Annotated in this window: 21 protein-coding genes; 8 read left to right on the top strand and 13 right to left on the bottom strand. The window is 54.0% G+C overall.

The genetic code is table 11. From position 1 onward, the window contains the following. Nucleotides 1-55: 55 nt before the first annotated feature. The gene (locus HS100_19545; protein MBE7436119.1) at nucleotides 56-1,075 is read right to left on the bottom strand and encodes an aldo/keto reductase; all 1,020 of its coding nucleotides are present in this window, start codon (nucleotides 1,073-1,075) and stop codon (nucleotides 56-58) included. Nucleotides 1,076-1,083: 8 nt separating this feature from the next. After that, complete coding sequence (locus tag HS100_19550) at nucleotides 1,084-1,935, bottom strand: MerR family transcriptional regulator (protein MBE7436120.1); 852 nt, start codon at nucleotides 1,933-1,935, stop codon at nucleotides 1,084-1,086. An 85-nt stretch (nucleotides 1,936-2,020) separates the two neighbouring features. Here HS100_19550 and recJ point away from each other — a divergent pair, with 85 nt between their 5' ends. Beyond that, nucleotides 2,021-4,294 carry a single-stranded-DNA-specific exonuclease RecJ gene (recJ, locus tag HS100_19555; GenBank protein ID MBE7436121.1) on the top strand — a complete coding sequence of 758 codons (2,274 nt, stop codon included), beginning with the start codon at nucleotides 2,021-2,023 and terminating at the stop codon, nucleotides 4,292-4,294. A 56-nt stretch (nucleotides 4,295-4,350) separates the two neighbouring features. Then, nucleotides 4,351-5,280 carry a hypothetical protein gene (locus HS100_19560; GenBank protein ID MBE7436122.1) on the top strand — a complete coding sequence of 310 codons (930 nt, stop codon included), beginning with the start codon at nucleotides 4,351-4,353 and terminating at the stop codon, nucleotides 5,278-5,280. Nucleotide 5,281: 1 nt separating this feature from the next. On the opposite strand, the gene HS100_19565 is transcribed toward HS100_19560, so the two are convergent. The 4 genes from HS100_19565 to HS100_19580 are packed head-to-tail and all read right to left on the bottom strand — an operon-like array spanning nucleotide 5,282 to nucleotide 9,587. Further along, nucleotides 5,282-5,797, bottom strand: a complete 516-nt coding sequence (locus tag HS100_19565) for a hypothetical protein (protein MBE7436123.1) — start codon at nucleotides 5,795-5,797, stop codon at nucleotides 5,282-5,284. 46 nt (nucleotides 5,798-5,843) lie between these two features. Continuing rightward, nucleotides 5,844-7,367 (bottom strand): aldehyde dehydrogenase family protein, encoded by a 1,524-nt coding sequence (locus HS100_19570; protein ID MBE7436124.1) that lies wholly within the window; start codon nucleotides 7,365-7,367, stop codon nucleotides 5,844-5,846. 52 nt (nucleotides 7,368-7,419) lie between these two features. Continuing rightward, nucleotides 7,420-8,448 (bottom strand): LysM peptidoglycan-binding domain-containing protein, encoded by a 1,029-nt coding sequence (locus HS100_19575; GenBank protein ID MBE7436125.1) that lies wholly within the window; start codon nucleotides 8,446-8,448, stop codon nucleotides 7,420-7,422. Then, nucleotides 8,445-9,587: an aminotransferase class V-fold PLP-dependent enzyme gene (locus tag HS100_19580; protein MBE7436126.1), complete on the bottom strand. Its 1,143-nt coding sequence runs from the start codon at nucleotides 9,585-9,587 to the stop codon at nucleotides 8,445-8,447. The genes HS100_19575 and HS100_19580 overlap by 4 nt, the downstream gene beginning before the upstream one ends. Nucleotides 9,588-9,694: 107 nt before the next feature. On the opposite strand from HS100_19580, the gene HS100_19585 reads away from it, so the two are divergent. The 4 genes from HS100_19585 to HS100_19600 all read left to right on the top strand — a co-directional run bounded on the left by HS100_19585 (nucleotide 9,695) and on the right by HS100_19600 (nucleotide 13,681). Then, complete coding sequence (locus HS100_19585; GenBank protein MBE7436127.1) at nucleotides 9,695-10,918, top strand: FAD-dependent oxidoreductase; 1,224 nt, start codon at nucleotides 9,695-9,697, stop codon at nucleotides 10,916-10,918. Between the two features lie 66 nt (nucleotides 10,919-10,984). After that, nucleotides 10,985-12,238: an MFS transporter gene (locus HS100_19590; GenBank protein ID MBE7436128.1), complete on the top strand. Its 1,254-nt coding sequence runs from the start codon at nucleotides 10,985-10,987 to the stop codon at nucleotides 12,236-12,238. 99 nt (nucleotides 12,239-12,337) lie between these two features. After that, complete coding sequence (gene smpB / locus HS100_19595; protein MBE7436129.1) at nucleotides 12,338-12,799, top strand: SsrA-binding protein SmpB; 462 nt, start codon at nucleotides 12,338-12,340, stop codon at nucleotides 12,797-12,799. Between the two features lie 99 nt (nucleotides 12,800-12,898). Further along, complete coding sequence (locus tag HS100_19600; GenBank protein MBE7436130.1) at nucleotides 12,899-13,681, top strand: hypothetical protein; 783 nt, start codon at nucleotides 12,899-12,901, stop codon at nucleotides 13,679-13,681. 3 nt (nucleotides 13,682-13,684) lie between these two features. Here HS100_19600 and HS100_19605 read toward each other — a convergent pair whose 3' ends face one another. The 5 genes from HS100_19605 to HS100_19625 form a co-directional block, all read right to left on the bottom strand. Next, the gene (locus HS100_19605) at nucleotides 13,685-14,464 is read right to left on the bottom strand and encodes an adenylate/guanylate cyclase domain-containing protein (protein ID MBE7436131.1); all 780 of its coding nucleotides are present in this window, start codon (nucleotides 14,462-14,464) and stop codon (nucleotides 13,685-13,687) included. An 88-nt stretch (nucleotides 14,465-14,552) separates the two neighbouring features. Continuing rightward, on the bottom strand, nucleotides 14,553-16,223 hold the full coding sequence (locus HS100_19610; GenBank protein ID MBE7436132.1) for a toll/interleukin-1 receptor domain-containing protein: 1,671 nt from the start codon (nucleotides 16,221-16,223) through the stop codon (nucleotides 14,553-14,555). Between the two features lie 32 nt (nucleotides 16,224-16,255). Next, entirely contained in the window at nucleotides 16,256-16,810 is a 555-nt protein-coding gene (locus HS100_19615) for a hypothetical protein (GenBank protein MBE7436133.1), read from the bottom strand. Nucleotides 16,811-16,941: 131 nt separating this feature from the next. Further along, nucleotides 16,942-17,751, bottom strand: coding sequence for a CPBP family intramembrane metalloprotease (locus HS100_19620; GenBank protein ID MBE7436134.1), 810 nt, complete (start codon nucleotides 17,749-17,751; stop codon nucleotides 16,942-16,944). Between the two features lie 392 nt (nucleotides 17,752-18,143). Next, on the bottom strand, nucleotides 18,144-18,413 hold the full coding sequence (locus tag HS100_19625; GenBank protein MBE7436135.1) for a DUF5131 family protein: 270 nt from the start codon (nucleotides 18,411-18,413) through the stop codon (nucleotides 18,144-18,146). On the opposite strand from HS100_19625, the gene HS100_19630 reads away from it, so the two are divergent. Together HS100_19630 and HS100_19635 are read left to right on the top strand one after the other, a co-directional pair. After that, a complete protein-coding gene (locus HS100_19630) occupies nucleotides 18,369-18,608 on the top strand; it encodes a hypothetical protein (protein ID MBE7436136.1) in 240 nt (79 codons plus the stop codon). The two genes, HS100_19625 and HS100_19630, sit on opposite strands and share 45 nt — an antisense overlap. Further along, nucleotides 18,605-19,015, top strand: coding sequence for a putative toxin-antitoxin system toxin component, PIN family (locus HS100_19635; GenBank protein ID MBE7436137.1), 411 nt, complete (start codon nucleotides 18,605-18,607; stop codon nucleotides 19,013-19,015). The genes HS100_19630 and HS100_19635 overlap by 4 nt, the downstream gene beginning before the upstream one ends. 61 nt (nucleotides 19,016-19,076) lie before the next feature. On the opposite strand, the gene HS100_19640 is transcribed toward HS100_19635, so the two are convergent. Together HS100_19640 and HS100_19645 are read right to left on the bottom strand one after the other, a co-directional pair. Further along, a complete protein-coding gene (locus HS100_19640; GenBank protein ID MBE7436138.1) occupies nucleotides 19,077-19,802 on the bottom strand; it encodes a phage Gp37/Gp68 family protein in 726 nt (241 codons plus the stop codon). A gap of 168 nt (nucleotides 19,803-19,970) precedes the next feature. Continuing rightward, a complete protein-coding gene (locus HS100_19645; GenBank protein MBE7436139.1) occupies nucleotides 19,971-20,645 on the bottom strand; it encodes a hypothetical protein in 675 nt (224 codons plus the stop codon). Nucleotides 20,646-20,681: the final 36 nt, after the last annotated feature.

Genomic DNA, 20,681 nt, shown 5'->3' on the forward strand with positions numbered 1-20,681 from the left:
AAGCCGGGCTTGACTCCGGCTTTTGTGTTTTCTATATTACAAGTCCGACGGGAGGCTATCCCTTTTCCAGCTTTTTATACGTCTCTCCGAAAAGCAAATTCCCAACGTGATCGCTCTTCAAGAAGGCAAGTGGGAAGCCCAATTTGAATTCCGCCACCGCATCCAATACCGCCATTTGTTCTGATGTAAGCCGAACGCCGAGGCAGCCAAGGTTGTCCTGGACCTGGGCAAGCGTCCTGCATCCCAAAATGGGAAGGATGTTCGGGTTTTTCTGGCGCACCCATGTCAAGGCAGCCTGCGCTGGTGAACAGCCGACCTCCCTTGCAATAGCCGCCACCGTTTCGCCAGCCTTAATCTCGCGTTCGCCGACCGATTTCTCGCGCCTCGGCTCATCTGATATTTGACTGTACTTCCCTGTCAACACGCCGCCTTCCAACATCCCCCAGGTAAGGATGGAAAGTCCATATTCGCCCGCCATTGGAATCTCCGCGCGCTCGACCGCGCGATCCATGATTGAATACGGAACTTGAAGCGCAGCAGGCCGTGCCCATCCGTACTCCATGCATCTTGCGAGCGCATAAGAGACGACCCATGCAGGCGTATCCGAAAACGCGAAATACAAAACTTTTCCCGAAGCGATCAGGGAATTGGCTGCGTGCAAGACCTCATCGATGGAGGTGCGAAAATCCCACATGTGAAGGTAAAGCAGGTCGATGTAATCGGTTTCCAATCGTTCCAGGCTTGTTTCCACCGAACGAAGCATGCTTTTACGGGAATTCCCGCCGTGGTTGGGGTCAGACGGATGCCCCTTTCCAACCCGCAGCGAATACTTCGTGGCGATCACGAAACGGTCCCGTTCGCCTTTGGTGAATTCCCCGATGAATTTCTCGCTCGTTCCGTTCGTGTAATTGCATGACGTATCGATGAAATTTCCTCCCGCTTCTGCGAAGGCATCGAACATCTGCCTGCTGACTTCCCTGGAGGCGCCCCAGCCCCAATCCTCGCCGAATGTCATTGTCCCAAGACATAACTCCGAAACGTTCAGTCCGCTGTTACCCAAGGTTTTATAAAGCATCGTTCCTCCTATATTTTTTCGACTTCAAGTTGAAGTTCCGTCACATACTGATCCGGATTTTGTGCCAGGTGGCTTGGCGGCAATTCAAAATCCAAGTCGTCTGCGCCGTAACGCAAATACACCTCACGGATGGGACCCAGCATACGGTAGCGGTTTGCATCGATCCAATTCAGGAGGGCGTTATACGCTTGATACAGGGTTGCATAACCGCCCGAATGCACCACACATGCCGCACTTGCTATGGCGGGCATCTCGCGCACCTTGATTGTCCCAGTGCCGGGTATGGCAAACGCCAGCGGCACCGCAACTTCCGCATCGATTTCGGTTTCGCGATATTCCGCGTCATAGTAAATCGAAAAAGGGGGCTTATCCGCTCGGGCTTTTTCAAACCGGGCTACATACATTTCCAGCTCATTAAACATGGACGAGATCCGTTCATCATCCTCAGCAACCTCGCGATACGACGCTGCCAACTCCGCGCCGACACTTCGCAAAATCACATCGTACATGCCAGCCTCCTCTCTCCGGTTCAGTTGGCGGATGCGCACCTCGAGCCGTGACAGCCTCGACCGTTCCTCCTGCATCTGCTGCTCGATCTCGGCGCGTTTCAACCTGAACATGCCGAGCATCTGTTCGGAAGACAGCCCTTCATCGAGCATCCCGGCGATCTGCTCGAGCGAAAAACCCAGGTCGCGTAATGCCAGAATCCGATTCAAGCGCGGAAGTTGATCCGCTGTGTAATAACGGTAATTGGTGACCGAATCCGTTTGAACTGGCTTGAGCAGGCCCAACTGGTCGTAATGCCTCAGCATCCGCACTGAAACGCGGCTCAACTTGGAGAATTCACCGATCTTGAACATGCCTCATATCCTTTCACTTTATACACTTTAACACAGTGTCAAAGTCAAGGGATGGATGAAGATGAATTTGTTAGAATAGACGAATATGACCCGCTGGCTCGATCCGCAACCGATTGACATCCCCGCCTCGTTCCAGGACCTAGGCTTGACTCCCCTCATCGCGCAGACCCTCCTCCGCCGCGGAATCAACTCTCCCGTCGAAGCCGAGGCGTTCTTATATCCCGAAAAGAATCTCCCCTCACAGTTTCCGGACATCCAAAAAGCCGCAGACATCATCCATGCGGCAATCCAAAGTGGAGAGAAGATCTGCGTCTGGGGCGACTTCGATGTGGATGGGCAAACCTCCACAGCCGTGCTTGTGCAGACCCTTCGAGCGCTGAATGCGAACGTCGTTTATTACGTCCCGGTGCGCGGAAAGGAAAGCCACGGTGTACACATCGAATCGCTCAAACCCATCATCGATAACGGCGCAAGGTTGCTGTTGACCTGCGATACCGGCATCACCGCCCATGAAGCCATTGACTTCGCCAACTCACACGGACTCGATGTAATCGTCACCGATCATCACGATCCGGGCGAAACCCTGCCAAACGCCAAAGCCATCATCAATCCAAAGTTATTGCCTGAAGATCATACGCTGGAAACCCTTGCAGGGGTTGGTGTTGCATACAAACTTGCTGAAGCGCTCTTAATCGAAAATCAAAGATCCGAAACCGAAAATCTTCTTGATCTCGTCGCTCTCGGTCTGATCGCCGACGTCGCCTTGTTGCAAAACGAAACCCGCTCGCTCGCCAAACAAGGGATCGAGCGACTGCGGACCACAAGCCGCCCCGGCTTGCGCGCAATGGCGGAGCTGGCAGGCGCATCGTTCGATTCGCTGACGGAAGAAACCATCGGCTTCACCTTCGCGCCGCGCCTTAACGCGCTCGGCCGCCTCGGTGACGCCAATCCCGCGGTTGAATTGCTGCTCACCGATGACTCCGCTCGCGCTCGTGTGCTCGCCGCGCAGATCGAAGGACTGAACGCGCAACGCCGTATGCTCACCAAACAAGTCACTGACGCGGCTGAAGCGCAACTCAGAGAAAGCCCTCAATTGCTCAATCAACCCGTTATCATTCTTTCGCATCCCAACTGGCCCGGAGGCGTGGTCGGCATCGTTGCCAATAAACTGGTCGAGCGTTATCACAAACCCGCAATCCTTTTCAATGAATCGGACGACGGCACCCTGCGCGGCTCGGCGCGTTCCATCGAAGGCTTGCATATCATCGAAGCGATCACAACCCAAAAGGATTTGCTTCTCGGCTTCGGCGGACATCCCATGGCAGCAGGCATGTCTTTGCATAAGGATAAACTTCCCGCTTTTAGAAACGGCATGGGCAGGGCAGTGGAAAAACAACTGGGTGATATGGTCTTCGAAGAACCCAGGCTTCAGATCGACGCCTGGCTTGGACTCTCCGACCTGAGCCTCGACCTCGCCGATAGTTTGGAGCTGCTCGCTCCCTTCGGCGCAGGCAACCCCGAGCTGACTCTCGCCACGCGCAACGTGAAACTCAAATCCGCAGTTGCGCTTGGGAAGACGAAGGAACATCTGCGCCTGAACGTGGAAGATGAAAACGGTGAGATCGCCAGTTTTCTGTGGTGGGGCGGCGCGGGCGAGGAACTTCCTCCCGCCGATTCCAAATTCGACATTGCCTACACCCTGCGCGCCACCACCTACCGCGGGCAAAGACAGGTCACCCTGCAATTCAAGGAATTCCGCGTCACCGAAGAAAAGCCGGTCGAAATCAAAGAATCGAAATTGGAAGTTAGAGATTTGAGATCGCAACCTGCAACCTTAAACCTGCAACCATCCACTCTCATCTGGGCAGAGGGTCCCGACAGATCCGCTGGGGTGAACAGACTTGAACTGACACAGGCGGAAGAACTGACCATTTACACCACACCGCCCTCCCCTGCCGAATTGCGCAAAGCGCTGGATGTCGTCAAGCCAAAAATCGTTTATGTGTTTGCCAAACCTCCCGCCGAGCAAAAGCCCGATGAATTCCTGACCTACCTCGCAGGCTTGTGTAAATTCGTCCTCAATCAACGCCGGGGGAAGACCACAGTTTCCGAACTTGCCGCCGCCTCGGCTGCACGGGAAAGCGCCCTACAACTCGGCCTGGAGTGGCTCGCTGCAGGCGGTCAGCTGACAGTGAGCATCGAGGATGATAACGTGCTATTATCGAAGGAGACGCAGGAGAAGAACCCGTACCTGCAAGCGGAGTTGTTTATCGCACTGCGCGGTGTGTTGAATGAAACATCCGCTTACCGGAAGTATTTTGCGACGGTGCCGGACCTCAAAGGTATATTCAAGTTGTAACTCTTTCGCCGGGGTTTTCACTGAACCCGTCGAAGTGGCGGCGAAGGGAGCTGCCCATGAACGATAAAAACATCTCCTGGCTCCTCGAAGGCGACCCGTCGATTCGCTGGCAGGGTCAACGCGACCTATTGAACTTTCCGCCTGCAAAATTCGAAGCGGAGCGGGGGAAAATCGCCAAGGAAGGCTGGGGCAAACGCCTACTCGATAAACAGGATCCTGACGGCCGCTGGGGCGGCGGGATGTACGGTCCCAAATTCATTTCCACCACCTACACCATGCTGACCCTGCGCCTGCTCGGTCTGCCGCCGAATAACCCGCAGGCAAAACGTGCCTGCAAATTATTTCTCGACGAAGGCTTTTACACGGATGGAGGCATTAACCTCTTTTCGCGCGCAGTCTGGAAACACAGCGAGACTTGCATTACGGGAATGATCCTTTCCCTGCTGGCGTATTTTCACCACAACGATGAGCGTCTCCACGCAATCGCCGCGTATCTCATCGGTCAACAAATGAAGGACGGTGGCTGGAACTGCGAATCCTATAAAGGCGCGACCCATTCCTCTTTTCACACGACGCTTTCCGTGTTGGAAGGATTATACGAATACGAATGCTTCTTCCCGGAAAAGAAAAAGCACATCCGTCCGGTCCGCGCGCGTGGACATGAATTTTTATTGAGGCATCATCTGTATAAATCGCACCGCACCGGGAAAGTTTTCGACCCAAAGATGACGACCATGCCCTTCCCTCCACGCTGGCGGTACGACTTCCTGCGCGCGCTGGATTACTTCCAAGCCTGTGATGCAAAGAAGGACGAAAGGATGAAAGACGCCATCGAGTTATTGAAGCGCAAGCAAAAACCTGATGGACGCTGGGTGATGAACACCGGAATGACGGGAAGAAAATATTTCGACCTGGAAAAAGCGGGTCAACCAAGTCGATGGAATACACTCAGGGCGATGAGGGTGTTGAAGTGGTGGAAAAAATAGACTACCTCTCGTAATCGATAAAATCATCCACACCTAATACGTCTTCATACCGGGTCAATAATTTGGCTGTTTTTTGCACAAATTCCCCATTAAGATCTTTCTTCTTACTTTCCAATTCTTCTTTATGAGCGATCAACCGTTCCCGGAAGCTTTTCATGGATGAATCAGGTAACAGCGGCTCAATCTCGCGGATCAATGCAAGCGTTTCTTCGATGATCACCAAACCCTTCTGCAATGAAATATCGCCCTCTTCCAATTGACGGAAGACTTTGCATTTGTACTTCACGCAACTCTTGGGATAAACCGGCAGACCGTAAATCCTGCACGTCCCATCCCACATCGGGCAGGGTTGAAGGTATCCGCGCTGGCGCGGGTCGTCGCGGATGACTTTGATCCCCAATTTTTCGATCCCGTCGAGTTCGGGAGCATTGAGTCTCACCCACGAAAAGAGATGACCGGAACAGCACAGTCCGCAGGCTTTGCATAAGGCTTGCGATTGAGAATTAGCCGATTCCATTTTAGATCGCGTAGGGACACGATATATCGTGTCCCTACGCGAGGATTCATTCGCCAAACTTGATCCCCTGCGCCAATGGAAGTTCTTTCGACCAATTAATTGTGTTGGTCTGCCTGCGCATATAGGTCTTCCAGGCATCCGAGCCGGATTCGCGCCCGCCGCCGGTTTCCTTTTCGCCGCCGAACGCCCCGCCGATCTCCGCGCCGGATGTGCCGATGTTGACGTTTGCAATACCGCAGTCCGAACCGCCCACGGAAAGGAAGGTCTCCGCCTCGCGCATCGAATCGGTGAAGATCGCCGAGGAAAGCCCCTGCGGAACATCGTTGTGAATACGAATCGCTTCTTCGATCGATTCGTATTCGAGCAGATACAGGACCGGCGCGAAGGTTTCGGTCCTGACAATCTCGGTCTGCGCCGGCATTTTGATGATGGCAGGCGTTACAAAATTCGGCCCAAGCTTTGGGAGCATTTCGCCGCCTGTCAGGACTTCGCCGCCATCCGCCTTCGCCTTGTTGACGGCATCCATCATCTCTTCCACCGAGGTATTGACCACCAGCGGTCCCATCAAAGTATCGGGCTGGAGCGGATCGCCGATGCGCACCTGTTTGTATGCTTTCACCAGGCGGTTGGTCAATTCCTTCGAAATGGATTTCTGCATGATGATCCGGCGGGTGGAGGTGCAGCGCTGACCGGCCGTGCCGACCGCGCCGAACAGAATCGCACGCGTGGCCATATCCAAATCTGCATTCGGCGTAACGATGATCGCGTTGTTGCCGCCGAGTTCGAGGATCGTTCTTCCAAAACGCCGCGCCACCGTCTCTGAAACATGAATGCCGATTTGCGTTGAACCGGTAAAAGAAACGAGAGGGATGCGCTTGTCGTTCAACATCAAATCGCCGACGTCGCGCCCCGAGCCGATCACAAGATTGAAAATGCCGTTCAAGCCATGATCCGCCATGACCTTGTTGGCTATATGAGTGACGGCGATCGCTGTCAGTGGAGTATACGAAGACGGCTTCCACATCACCGTGTCGCCGCAAATGGCGGCGAGCGTCGAATTCCATGACCAGACCGCGACCGGGAAGTTGAAAGCGGTCACCAAACCGAGAATGCCGAGAGGATGCCATTGTTCATACATGCGATGCGCAGGACGCTCGGAATGCATGCTCAAACCGTACAGCATACGGCTCTGCCCCACAGCAAAATCGCAGATATCGATCATCTCCTGCACTTCGCCATGCCCTTCCGCACGGATCTTCCCCATCTCCACAGTGACAAGGTCTCCGAGAGGTTCTTTCATCTCGCGCAACGCATTTCCCAGATCCCGGACCAGGTCGCCTCGCTTCGGCGCCGGGACATGCCTCCACATAAGGAAAGCTTGGTGCGCCGCCGAGGCAACCTTCTCATACGATTCAGGCGTTGCCTGAATCACCTTCGCAATGACCTCGCCGGTCGTCGGATTGTATGAAGCCAGTTCCTTGCCGTTCTTATCCATCAGCCAGCCGTCCACGCCGGTACACGCCCCGGCATTGACGGGTTGAATCTTCAGTTTTTCGAGCAATGATTTCATGGCGGTTCTCCAATTAAGGTTTGATCGGATTTTAGCACGAGCAGGGGCAATTTTATTCCGGTTCGCGAATCAACCAGACAGCCATTCCGGCTCCAACAAAAGCCGCGATAATGATCACAACCACAAGGACTTTGGATGAGCCGAAACTGGCAGACGACGAATTCTCCTCTTCGATATCCGTGGGCGGAAGCGCTGTCAACGTCGGTGCGGGGGTGGCGGAAGATTCGGTCGCAGGCGCAGGTGTGAACGTGGATTGAGCCGTCACTGTGGAAGGGAGAGCCGCCGCCTGGGTCGCCCCAGTCATGACAAGCAATTCCTGTCCCTGATACACGGTCGAATCCGCACCCATGTTATTCAACGCCTGGATGCTTTTGATCGTCGTGCCGTATGCGATGGCGATGCTCCAAAGCGATTGGCCGTATTGCACTTTATGAATCACAGTTCCATCCGGGCGCGGCGTGCTGACAGTGACCGGCACCATGAATTGACTCGCGCCAGCCGATTCATTCGCCCCCGAGGGCGCACTCGTCATAATGGTGGAGGCGCTTTCCTGCTGCTGACCGCTGGACGTCACTGCCGCTGTATCGACCGCGTAATAATACGAGTCGCCGGATTGGGAAATTCCCGCGCCGATATGCGTGAAATTCCCCGAGAGCATCGTATTCATATGTTGGGCATCCTGCCAGCCATCCGGAACCCCGTTCCAGACAAGCGGTCCATAAGAACTGAGGATGTTCTCGGAACGAAAACCGCCCAATGAGAGATCGCCCGCGAGGGGAAATCCTAGTGAGAGCAATTGCTGGGTATAGGTCATGCCGCCGGGGCGCGCATGCGTGATGTTTCCGGTCGCTGCCATATAATCCGCCTGGGATTGGGCGGTCTGCATCAGGATGGGATGGATCGGGAGGGGAGCCAGCCCGTAGGTGAGTCTTAAGTTATTCACCGCGTCTATCAACTGGGAAGGTGAGGTGATGTTCGTTGGCGGCCGCGCAGAAACCGAATCTCTCGGAGCAAGACCCGTCACGAGGAGCAAAGTCACAAATATGATAAACGGGAAATACTTCATTTTGCCGGTTTTCATTTCAATAACTTCTTCAGGGCGAGCAGCAGCCGGTCCATGTCGCGGCGTGAATTATATCCCTGCACAGAGAGGCGGATTAATTTATTCTTATTCCATGCGAAGACGGGAATCTCGACGCGGTACTCGCCGTATAAACGCGCTTTAAGCGCGGCGAGGTCGGTATCCGCCGGGAGCGAGGCGACGCTCATTTGGGCAAACCAGGTTTCGGGGTCAGAGTGAAGCGGCGGGACTCCGGTCAGATCGTGGAGTCGCATCCACGTCTCCAGCGCGAGTTTATGACACGCGCTTCGCACCTCCGCCCAATCATGATCCCGTTGAAATTCAATCGCCTTCGGGACGGCGAGGAATGAAGCCACATCGCGCGTCCCCCACCACTCGTGATGATCGATGAAAGTGGAATCGCCGGGCGTTTCGGATTCGTATCCCCAGGAGACCACCAAGGGCTTGAGCAAATGCTGGACTTCGGGGCGCGCGTACAAAAACCCCGCACCTTTAGGAGCGCACAACCATTTGTGGAGATTGCCGCCGTAGAAATCAGCGCCGAGCGAGTCGAGATCCAATGGAATCTGCCCGGGCGCATGAGCGCCATCGATGACGGTGATGATGTCCTGCGATTTTGCGCGTTCGACAACCTTTTCGATGGGGAAGATCGTGGCGGTCGGCGAGGCGATATGACTCAGGAAAACGATTCGAGTCTTCGAAGTCACGCCGCTCCAGAAGGATTCGAGAAACGATTCATGGGATGAAATATCGACGGGATGATTGATATAGGTAAAACCGCGTTCCCTGGAAAGAAACCGCCAGGTGCGGTCGATCGCGCCGTATTCATGATCGGTGGATAGGACTTCATCCTCCGCGCCCAATTCCAGCGAACGCGCCGCGATGTTCAGGGCGACGGTCACATTTTGGGCGTAGACCAGATTCCCCGCGCTTGTGCCGAGATAATTTGCGAGCGATTCGCGCGCAGAGCGCATCAGGCTGTTATAGCGGACGCCCAAAAAATCCACGGGCTGCCATTCCAATTCCCTTTGCCAGCGCTGATACTCCTTAAAAACGGGTTTCGGCGTCGCCCCGAACGAGCCGTGGTTAAGAAAGGTCACCGAGGGGTCGAGCATGAAGTGTTTTTTCAGGTTGAGCATGAATCGGATTATATAGGAAGAATCTCCCACTCCCGTCATGTAATGAAACAGCGCAACGCCGCGACAGAGATTTGTATTTATCGTCGATATTTTCCAAGGAGGAAGAAATGACAGACCCGAAGATCACTTTGTACGGCGCCTATTGGTGCCCTGACTGCCGCCGCTCGAAGAAATTCCTGGGCGAGCAATTCATCCCTTTCAAATGGGTGGACATCGAGCAGGACAAGGAAGCCGAGCAATTCGTTTTACAAAAGAACAACGGCAAGCGCATCATCCCGACCATTGTGTTCGAAGACGGCTCGTTCCTCGTCGAGCCGACCAACGCGGAACTTGCGCAAAAACTCGGCTTGAAGACCGAAGCGAAGAAAACCTATTACGATCTGATCATCATCGGGGGCGGGCCCGCCGGACTCACCTCCGCCATTTACGGCTCACGCGAAGGCGCGGACGTCCTGCTCATCGAACGCTCCGGTTTGGGCGGGCAGGCTGGAATCACCGTCGGGCTGGATAACTTCCCCGGGTTCCCCGAAGGCATCAGCGGGCAGGAATTTTCCGAGCGGGTGACACAGCAAGCCAAACGATTCGGCGTGGAAGTCCTGCAAGCCGTGGATGTGGAACGATTGGAAGAAGAGAACGGCTATCACGAAGTGTACACATCGGACGGCAGGCATTATCACTCGAAAGCGATCCTCATCGCCACGGGCGCATCGTACCGCCGGCTGGAAGTCCCCGGCGAGGACGATTACATCGGCGCGGGGATTCATTTCTGCGCCACGTGCGACGGTCCGTTTTACAAAGGCGCAAAGGAGATCGCCGTCATCGGCGGAGGGAATGCGGCGGTGGAGGAAGGCCTGCATCTGACCACTTTCGCCGACAAAGTGACCCTGCTTGCGCGCGGCGACAAACTCACCGCCAGCCAGATCGCAATCGATAAAGTGACCGAACCCGGTTCGAAGGTCCAGGTGAAATACAATACGGTTGTGGAATCCTTCGATGGACAGGAATCAAAACTGAAATCCATCAAGACGCGAAACACAGTAACCAACGAGACCGAAGAGTTACACCCGGCCGCGGCGTTCGTCTTCATCGGGCAGCAGCCGAACACAGAATTCGCAAAAGGATATCTGGAATTGGACCCGGGCGGCTTCATCCTGACCGGTCACGACCTGCGGCATCTCAAAAAGATGGATGCGCTGCCGTTTGAGACCAGCATCCCGGGAATCTTTGCAGCGGGCGATGCGCGGCATGGAAGCGTCAAGCAGGTAGCGTCCGCCGTGGGCGAAGGCGCGGCGGCTTCGATCTCGATCCGGGAGTTTTTAAAACGGGGATAAATATCATTCCGGGCGACCAACGGGCGCGAAAAATGATGTGCGGCAATCGTGGGTATAATCCCTCTTATGCAATTCAATTTGTTTCGACAATCCGACATTCCCGAAAAATTTCGTCCCAATTTCAAACATCTGTATCTCGACATTGCCTGGTTCGGCGTGGTGAGCGGCACCGCGATCAACTTTCTCAACGTGTATGCGGCGCGCCTCGGGGCGAGCGCACTGCAGATCGGCCTGCTCACCGCCACATCCGCCATCGTCAATCTCTTCCTCGCCATCCCCGCCGGTCATTGGATCAGCAGACGCCATACCGGCAAGGCGGTCTTTTGGTCGTCCGTGCTCTTTCGCATCGGTTACCTTCTTTGGATTCCGCTGCCCTGGCTCTTCGACGAACAAGGTCAAATTTGGGCGCTGGTGCTCCTGACCTTATTGATGGCGATTCCGCTCACGCCGCTCGGGGTCGGTTTCAATGCGCTTTTCGCCGAAGCCGTGCCGGAGCGATTCCGCGCGCGGGTCGCCGGGACGCGCAACGTCACCTTTGCTATCGCCTATATGTTGACGTCGCTCATTGCAGGCTACATTCTCAAGAACACAAACTTCCCCGCGGGATATCAGATCGTCTTCGCCATCGGAGCCTTCGGCGCGGCAATGAGCAGCTACCACATCTTTCACGTCACACCGTTGCAGGAGGAAACCCGCGCGCCTCAAACGGACCCGATCCCGGTCAGCGACCCGAGCCCCGCCCCTCCCCGCGGCATCGAAGCGGCGCTCCGGGCAGACATCTGGAAATCGAATTTCAAGAAAGTCCTGCTGGCTTTATTTTTCTTCCACTTTGCGCATTACCTCTCCGCCCCTTTATATTCCCTCTACTACGTCCGCAGCCTGAACCTCAACGATGAACACATCGGCATCGGCACCGCACTCTACTACCTGACCGTGTTGATCGCGTCCACCCAGCTTGGGCGGATCGTACACCGCTTCGGAAACAAGCGCGTCACCGGTTTCGGCGTGGCAAGCATGGCGACCTACCCGATCATGCTGGCGCTCTCGCACAATGTGCTGCAATTCTACGGCCTTTCCTTCGTGAACGGTTTTCTTTTTGCGCTGGTCAACGGTTCCTACGCCAATTACATGCTCGAGAACATCCCCGCCCACGACCGTCCCGCGCACCTGGCATGGTACACCATCATGTTCAACCTCGCCGTCCTCTCCAGCACGTTGGTCGGTCCACTCACAGCGGATGTCATCGGGCTTGCCCCGGCGCTCATTGCCTTCGGCGCAGCGAGGATCGTGGCGGGATTCTACCTGCTCAAATGGGGATGAATCATCTCGGTATGGCGGCGATGGTCGAGTAGCACGAAACCATATCGAGACCCGCCGCCATCAACCGCCATCCATAATCATCCATGCTACAATCATCCCGTGACCGAGAACATCAAGATCGTTGCATCCAACCGCAAAGCCGGTTTTGAATATACCCTGCTCGAAAAGTTCGAAGCGGGCATCGCCCTGCAAGGCTCGGAGATCAAATCGATCCGCGCCGGGCAGATCAGCATCCAGGAATCCTACGTGGATGTTGAAAACGGCAAAGAAGCCTGGCTGCTCGAAGCGCACATCGCGCCGTACGAACAAGCCGGGAAACACTTCAACCATGAGCCGCGCCGCAAACGCAGGCTCTTATTGCACAAGAAACAGATCCGCGAATTATGGAACAACGTCCGCATCAAAGGCATGACCATCGTCCCGACAAAGGTTTACCTGAAAGAGGGACGCGCCAAGGTCGAGATCGCGCTTGCCAAAGGCAAGAAAGCCTACGACAAACGCGCGACGATCGCAAAGCGCGACGAAGCAAGAGAGAAAGAACGAGCAATGCGTGTGAGATAAAGTCTTAGCGAGGGCAATAGCCCGAAGCGGTCTTCTTATTCGCTAGAGATCGCATCGGGTGGAAGTTCGCCGCCCTCGCAATGACAGATGGAGACTACAGTGCCCCCTTCGACCATCGGTGGAATCAATTTACTACCCGACCCTGAAAAGCGCGCGATATACGCCAAATACATTCCGCAGTCCCTGCTGGATAAATTCAACCTGCCCCCGCTGACCTCGGCGGCGGGATACAACCTGCTGCAATTCCGTTTTGCATCCGGTTCCACAGATGTGGAAATGCGGCTGTATCACAAAATCGATTTTCCTGACCCGATCCTGTACGCGCATCTGACCGACACGATGAACGGACAGATCCACGTTTTGCTTTATATCCTCAACGACCCGGACTCTCCGCGCTTCGATGTGGACAAAATGCCGGACGGCACACCGACGAAGTTCGGGATATTGAGGCGAAACGTCGAGGCGGAGTCAAAGGCTTGTGAGGCGGGTCTGGCGCCGGGTCAGGTGCGACGCGGGCTGAGACTCTTGGGCGAAGCCATCCTTGCTTTCGAGGGGTTCGTCGCTTCGCTCGGTCATGAGATGTACTTCGTCGAGCCGCTGTATTATCACAACGCGGTCATCTTCGAGCGATACGGTTTTACTTATCAGATGGGGAAACGCCTGATGGAGAGCATCCATGCCGGGTTTCAACCCGGAGGCGACCTGTTCAATCAACTGGACGGCTCGACACCGTTCCGTAAACTCGAAGCCGCCGAGAGCATCCGCAAACGTTCATGGGCGATCCATGACGGGATCCTTGGCGAGCCGTTCACGAATGTGACGATGTATAAACGCGTGGGGAAACCGGCTGGGATCGATACGGCGCAGGGATGCAGGTGGTAAGGGCTAAACCCGCATCACTCTCACCGACATCGGTTCGCTGATCCCCTTCAATTCCAACTTACGATCCTCGAATTGACTTCCATCAATTCCCGCCCGTTCTAGCGCTTTTTCACTGACGATGATCTCCCCCGCCGCCGCTTTTGAAGCAAGCCGCGCGGCAGTATTCACCTCTTCACCGATCGCCGAAATATTGACCAGCCCCTCCGCGGATCCCATTGCGCCGAAATACGCCACCCCGGCATGAACGCCGATGCCGACGGGGATGCCCTCCTGTTGCATGAGACGCGAGATGCCATTCGCCGCACGGATGGTCCTTGCCACATAATCCCTGCCGGCAAAACCCGCGCCCCAGAACGCCGCAACGGCGTCGCCCGCGAGCTTTTCGAGCAAGCCGAACTCATCGGAGATCACCCCGGAAGCCCCGACGAAAAAACGATTGATAAGTTTTTGAAACTCCATCGGGGTCATCTGCTCCGAAAGGGCTGTGGACCCGCGTACATCCGCGAACAGCATGGACATCTCAACCTCTGCGCCGGAGGGGAATTTCCTGGCAAAGTCCTCGCAAATGTTGCAGAAATTCGGGTTCAGGTGGGATTGTTTTCGATTGTACAGCGCGCTGACCACCGCGCCGCCGAACCCTTTGAAGGGAGCATGGCATAACTTGCATCGAGGGTCATGCGGCAGGAAGTGAAACAGGCGATACAGCTGCTTCTCCACGGTGACGGCATCGTTCATGAACCAGTCGCGCCAAACTTCGCCAGCGTTCTCTTTATTCATAGCCATCGCGCACATCCTTTATATACCGATAAGATTCGAAACAGACCGGCTTGATTTAATCACATTTATGGCAATACAACAATGACGGTTTGGATCATCGGTTTCCTGACTTTGCCGGGAACCAGCACCGCAGGTCTTTGCGGAAGATCAAAGCGGCGCCTCCCATGATGACATAACCGAGGAGAAGGTACAGGAAGGGGATTCCCGCAAAGATGATCACCGACGTATCGATGCCGTAACCCGCAAGAAGGGTTCCCATCATATCCCCCAGCCAGCCATCCCCGTAACTGAGAGCGAACAAAACGATGAACCCAAGAGCCAGGCGCGGACCCGATGCAAACCAGCCGCGGCGTTCCGAGAGCGAGTTGACCATGGCATAGATCAGCCAGACGGTGAGCGCCAGGGACAGGACATGGACAACCAGAAGGCCGGTTATTTCGAAAGACTCGCTTTTAAAATACACCCACAACCTCGCGTTCGTCATCTCGAGGAGATAGGACAGGAACGAACCGAAGTGCAGGATCGCCGCAATGATGAGAAAATCCACCAGGGCGAGGACGATATTCGGCATGGCGCCTTCGTTCCCGCTCGTGGGGCGGACGCCGATCGCCGCAAGCATCCGCGCGGGCTGGGGCAGTAATTGCGCGAGGGCATCCAGGTTGCGGACCCCCTTGCGGAAATCGATCCACTGCATGCGCGAAAGTTTCTCCGAGATCCTCGTCCTTTGGACAACGATGGGATACACCACCTGTTTTTCGGGATCCGCCTCTGTGTCGGACTTGAAGCGTGAGGCAAGCACGAGCACTTCCTGCGCCGATTCGATTCCCTCCGCCGCGCTGTGACCGTATCTCCTTAATTCAGCGGCGATCTCCTCGGCAATTCTTCCGTCTTCGGGGGCGTGGTCAATGAAGAAGCGGACCGGCTCCGGATTGGAAATATTTGGGTGAAGAATGTTCGCAAACTTCGGCAGGGTTGCTTCGGGTTTGCCCCAACGCTGCATGGCGGGCAGGCGCAGGATCAGAAGCAAAAGGACGGACACAAACGGAATAATGAAGAAGTGCAGATAAAGAAATATCAAACCCAGATTGTAAAGCAACGGCGCATTCGGGTCGTATTCAGGGTTCGGATCGACGAAACCGAATTCAAGACCCAGTGCGATGCTGAAGAACAGCGCTAAAGACAGAGTCCACAACGCGGTTTGGACCCGGCCGATATTGAAGTTGCGTTTGAAAATTTGAACGGGCAAAGGGACCAGCACCCAGGGGATCAAAATGGTCCAGACCGCAAATATCGAATAGATCGCAGTAAAGACGCTCAGGACCGCCGCCAGCCAGATCACTGCCGGGGCTTTGAAACCGGTTTGCGGCGCGGGTCGAGGCGGCGCGGACGGTGAATCGATCCGTTGAAATAATCGCTTCAATGCAGAGCGATAACCGCCGCGAAAGTCCACCCACTCGAGCGGTTCCAATTCGGGAGGGAGGTCGACCGCCTGGAAGATCAAAAGGATGATGCGCTTCCCGCGTTCGAGATAATAACGCCACTCGATCTCGACGCTTTTCGAGGCGATTGATTCGGGCGAAACGACCAGTAGAAGCAGTTCCGACTCATCCAGGCCTTTGTGGATCTGGTCGAGCCACGGACGCCCCGGAATCAGACTGCGATAATCCAGCCAGGTTTTGAACCCGCGCCGTTCCAACTGGTGGGCAAGGTCGTCCACGAACCCGATGCAGTGACGGGAATAACTGATGAAGGTAAACGGCTTCATAACGCTGCAATACAAACCATTGATCGATAACCCTATTGATTTTCTTCCGGCGCCTTTGACCCGGGCTCCTGCATCACAGTGACCGCGCCTTCCGTTTTACGCGTAATATATTTGCGCGTGTTCATGAAGATCCCGCCGAACAGACGGACAGCCAGCCAATAGAGTCTGCGCGGGGCGAACCTGGCATCCTCCAGAATATTAAAGAAGATATCGTCCGCCATTTTGCGGGTGTAGACCGGTTCTTCGGGAGGAAGATCGGGCAGGAATTGGTAGAGCGCGTCATGCACGAGCGAGGCGTGATAGGCTTTGGGCTTCCCGGTCCGGTCCGAGAGAATCCCATCCGGCGTGCCGACCACGAAAAAGTCGAAGAAGGAGAATTTCGGGGTGCATCCGTCCCAGGCGTAGCCCCTGTTGACGGTGATCCTCCCCGAAGTATCGATGGTCATCCTGATCTTATTCTCTTTTTTCGTGTCGCGAAACTCGTAGTTCTTGTCGAACGCGATTCCCGTATCCCACACATAGTTCTCGCTCAATGTGAATAACTTGTAGACTCGAAAGATCCAGTTGATGCCTTTTGGGCTGCTCATGGTGGTCTGCTCCTTCCTTGGGCGGGATGGTTCTATTTGGCGAATCTGGTATTCTGGTTAATTTTACTGTACTCAGTAAGGTACGGGCTCTTCTCTTCCAATAAAAAGTGATTGTTACACCACCTCGATGTTCATTCCCGGTTGTAGGATAGTTGTCCGCGTGTGGCAATGACCACTATCAATGCAATCGCCGCGAATGTCAGCGCCGGGATCCAACCGCTGAAGACGAATGCCTGCATGGTTGGAGATAGATCCGTTGGCAAGACCCTTGCGCCGACCGAGATGGACGCATTGCTCGATGAATGGAACAGGATCATCAACAATATGCTGCCGCGGGTATTGTTGTAAATCCACGTTGCAAGGATCGAAAAAGCGATACCGGAAACGATCAAGGGCAGGAGTCCGCCTGTCATCCAGCCGCCCAGAAACCCCGGAAGATGCCACAAAGCCCACAATACGCCAAGGATGATGGTGCCGATCAGCGGACCGTACTGTCTTTGTAAACGCGGAAGCGCAAACCCGCGCCAGCCTGGCTCCTCCCAAAGCGGACCGAGAATGATCCCTGCGACCAAATTCACCAGATAAGTGACGAGAACAAGGCCGATGTTGCCAAGAAATTCGGACCAAACGGAGGCGCCAAGGATGATCGAAGCGACGGTATTAAGTGCGAGGAGGGCACCGAATAGGACGATCAACCACCAGACCCATCCCGCCCGCCATTGGATATAACGTTTGAAGAACTCACGCAGTCCACTTCGTCCATCCACCACGGCAATGACGATTACCGCTGAAAGCGTCGGTCCGGCCAGCGCTCCCAGTACCTGGAATGGCTCGACGGGGAATTGGGGGTTAAGGATGAGCGGCAGGACGGCGATCCACGAAAACAGGAAAGCCATTACAAAGAAAGAAATCAGGGGCGATCTTGCGATTACGGTTTTCATTCGGCGCTCTCCTTTGTGGATTTGAAACCCCCGCACCGATGGCAAGGTACGATATCAAGACCGGTGCCGCCTCCCTGTTGGGAGAAAGCCAGCTTCTTCTGAAATAAAAATTTGACCTGAAAAATCGACGAATCCGCCAATTACTGACAAGGCGCTCTTCCCGCCTGGAAAACACGCGGTAACTCCTCAAAATGAACTCTGATCATAATATTCCAACACCCCCATCAACCAGGAAATGAGACAAACCCATACCCTCTCCTTTTAGGAGAGGGACAAACGGACACGCCGATTACTCAAGCCAATCAGGGTGAGGTTCTTCCCCGTCCGTTTTGATCCGCGATTCCGCGACTGAGCCCCAAACAAAAAGGCGGCTGTTATGCCGCCTATTTTCTCTATGCCTTCGCAAAACTCATATCGCGCGGCATCTCATCATACGTTCTGCCATCGAGCATTCTGCCTGCTTTCTTCTTTTGGAATCCGCCCCATTGCTTGAAAAATAATGGGACATTCGCCTTCCTGCACTGATCGCGGAATCCCACCACTCGATTCCTGGACGCGTTCCCTTCTCCCGTGTTCGTGAAGTGATTTATAATATCTGCGTAATCAGGAGTAACTTTATGGAAGCCTATCGAACAAAAATCAAAATCAAAGACCCCAAACAGGTGATTTTATCCAATCTGCCTTTTCGTTCTGGTCAGGTCGTGGAGATCGTTGTCTCTGTGCCAGATGAAGATCGAAAAGCGGCAGTGGAAGAATTCAAAGCATTGTTCAAAGAAACTCAGTCCCTGCCACAGGTGCAAGCCCTCACCGAAGAAGAGATTCTGGCGGAGATCGAAGCCTATCGGAGAGGCGAATGAAGGTCATCTTCGACACGAGCGTGGTCATTTCGGCTGTGCTGAAAGACCGTGTTCCTGAAGAAGTGATCTTATTCGTTCTTGGTAATCCCGATTTCACCTGGATAGCCTCCACAGAAATCGTCAACGAGTACATGTCTGTCATCAAACGGGGAAAGTTCAAACTCTCCGAAGAGACCGTTCAAAAATGGCGAAGCATTTTCGAACGACGCGTCAAAGTTGAAGAAGCGACGCTCGAAGTGGATTTCCCACGCGACCAGAAGGATGCGATATTTCTGGCGTGCGCGTTATCCGTCAAAGCGGATTACTTGATCACGGGGGACAAAGACTTTGAAGAAGCCCACAAAGCGGGTGTGACCACTGTCATCAAGGTATCGGAATTCAAGCGATTGATTGTTGAGAATTGGTAGGCGGGACGGAGACATTCATTTCGCTCGCCTAACAAAAAGACGGCTGTTACGCCGCCTCTTATCATGCCTTCGCGAAACTCATATCGCGCGGCATCTCATCATATGTTCTGCCATCGAGCATTCTGCCTGCTTTCTTCTTTTGGAATCCGCCCCATTGCTTGAAGAAGAAAGGGACTTTCGCTTTCTTGCACTGATCGCGGACTCCCACCACCCACTCCCTCTCCAGCGGACGCGCGCCAGGACCCGACTCGCCGCCCACGATGACCCAGTTGATTCCTTTGAGATTCAGTTTCGGCAGCGGACCCAACAGCGGCTCAACGGACAAAAACTTGATCTTCGCGCCCGTCTTTCGCAAATCGTCAATTCGATAGACGTAATCCTTGTTCTCCACGCTGACGCCCATCCAAATATTATCCGCCCATTCCAAAAGCGGACTGAGTTCCGCCAGCCGTTCGGAGCGTTTGGTCAACACCTGGAACTGATGCCAGTGGGCGCGTTTCATCACATCGAAGACGCGCTGAATAAAGTCCAAAGGCACATCCTTGTGGAACAAGTCACTCATGGAATTGACAAAGATGACCTGCGGGGTTTTCCATTCCAACGGCTTTTCAAGCGCCTGCTCGTGCATGGACAACTTGAATCCGTTGACGTAATTCGGCTGTCCCATCGCTTGCAGACGCTTCGCCATCCGCTCGGCGTAGCAATGTTTACAGCCAGGGCTGATTTTCGTACAACCAGTAAGCGGATTCCAAGTGGATTCTGTCCATTCGATTCCTGAGCGCACCATTTCTCCTCCATCCCTCATTGGACATGAGCCTATCTTATTTCATGTCCATCCCCCTCGCACGTGGGGAGAGGGTATAGGGGTGAGAGTATTCACTAATGTGTCTCCTTTCTGTTCATCCTTTGAATATCCGTTAGTAACCCGCGCGTCTGTATCAAAGAACCATTTCGTTTATCTTGCAGATTTTGACGTGACGAGATTTACAAATCCTTCCCAGAACAATTTATCGTCTGATGCTAGCGAATATAATCGAATTAAGTCAATTACAAGACCAACCAAGAAGACTCGGAATTCTTCCGGCCTGGAAAAATCAATCTCGGGATCAGTGTAAGTAAGACTGTAATTCCTTGTAACCCCCTGTACTATTTCATAATCAGCGGATAAACCAAAAAGGCTCTCTTTTTTTTCTGTTTTGAAATGTTTTACCCAAAGCAATTGTAGCGAATACAAATAAAGGATTTCCGATTCCGATTCTGCAAAAGAATCCCAATAATCGAGTTTCACAAGACCACTAACAACGACTTTGGGAATCTGATCGATTATTTTGCGACGGTTTAACGCTGAAAACGGTGATCTGGGATTCCATTCTTTAAATCCTGCTTTTAGGATTTCACTTGCAAATACAATCCCGCGAACCAAATCTCCCTCCAGTCGCTGTGCAAAAGTCTTTTCGAATGCATCACTGATACTAGAGAAGTCGGTTGGGATTCTTGGCTTAGGTATCAACCCTTCAACTTGCGCAAAATCCAAGAATTGACCGACCAAAACAATGTTCTGGATTACTTGGTCACGACCAATGTTTGTTTGTTGATTGACTTGTTGGTTTCGTTGGTTGAAGTCTGTCATTGGCAAAGTCTCCTGATCGCCTTGATAGCGCTATTT

Source organism: Anaerolineales bacterium (assembly GCA_015075725.1).
In the GTDB taxonomy this organism is placed as follows: domain Bacteria; phylum Chloroflexota; class Anaerolineae; order Anaerolineales; family Villigracilaceae; genus Villigracilis.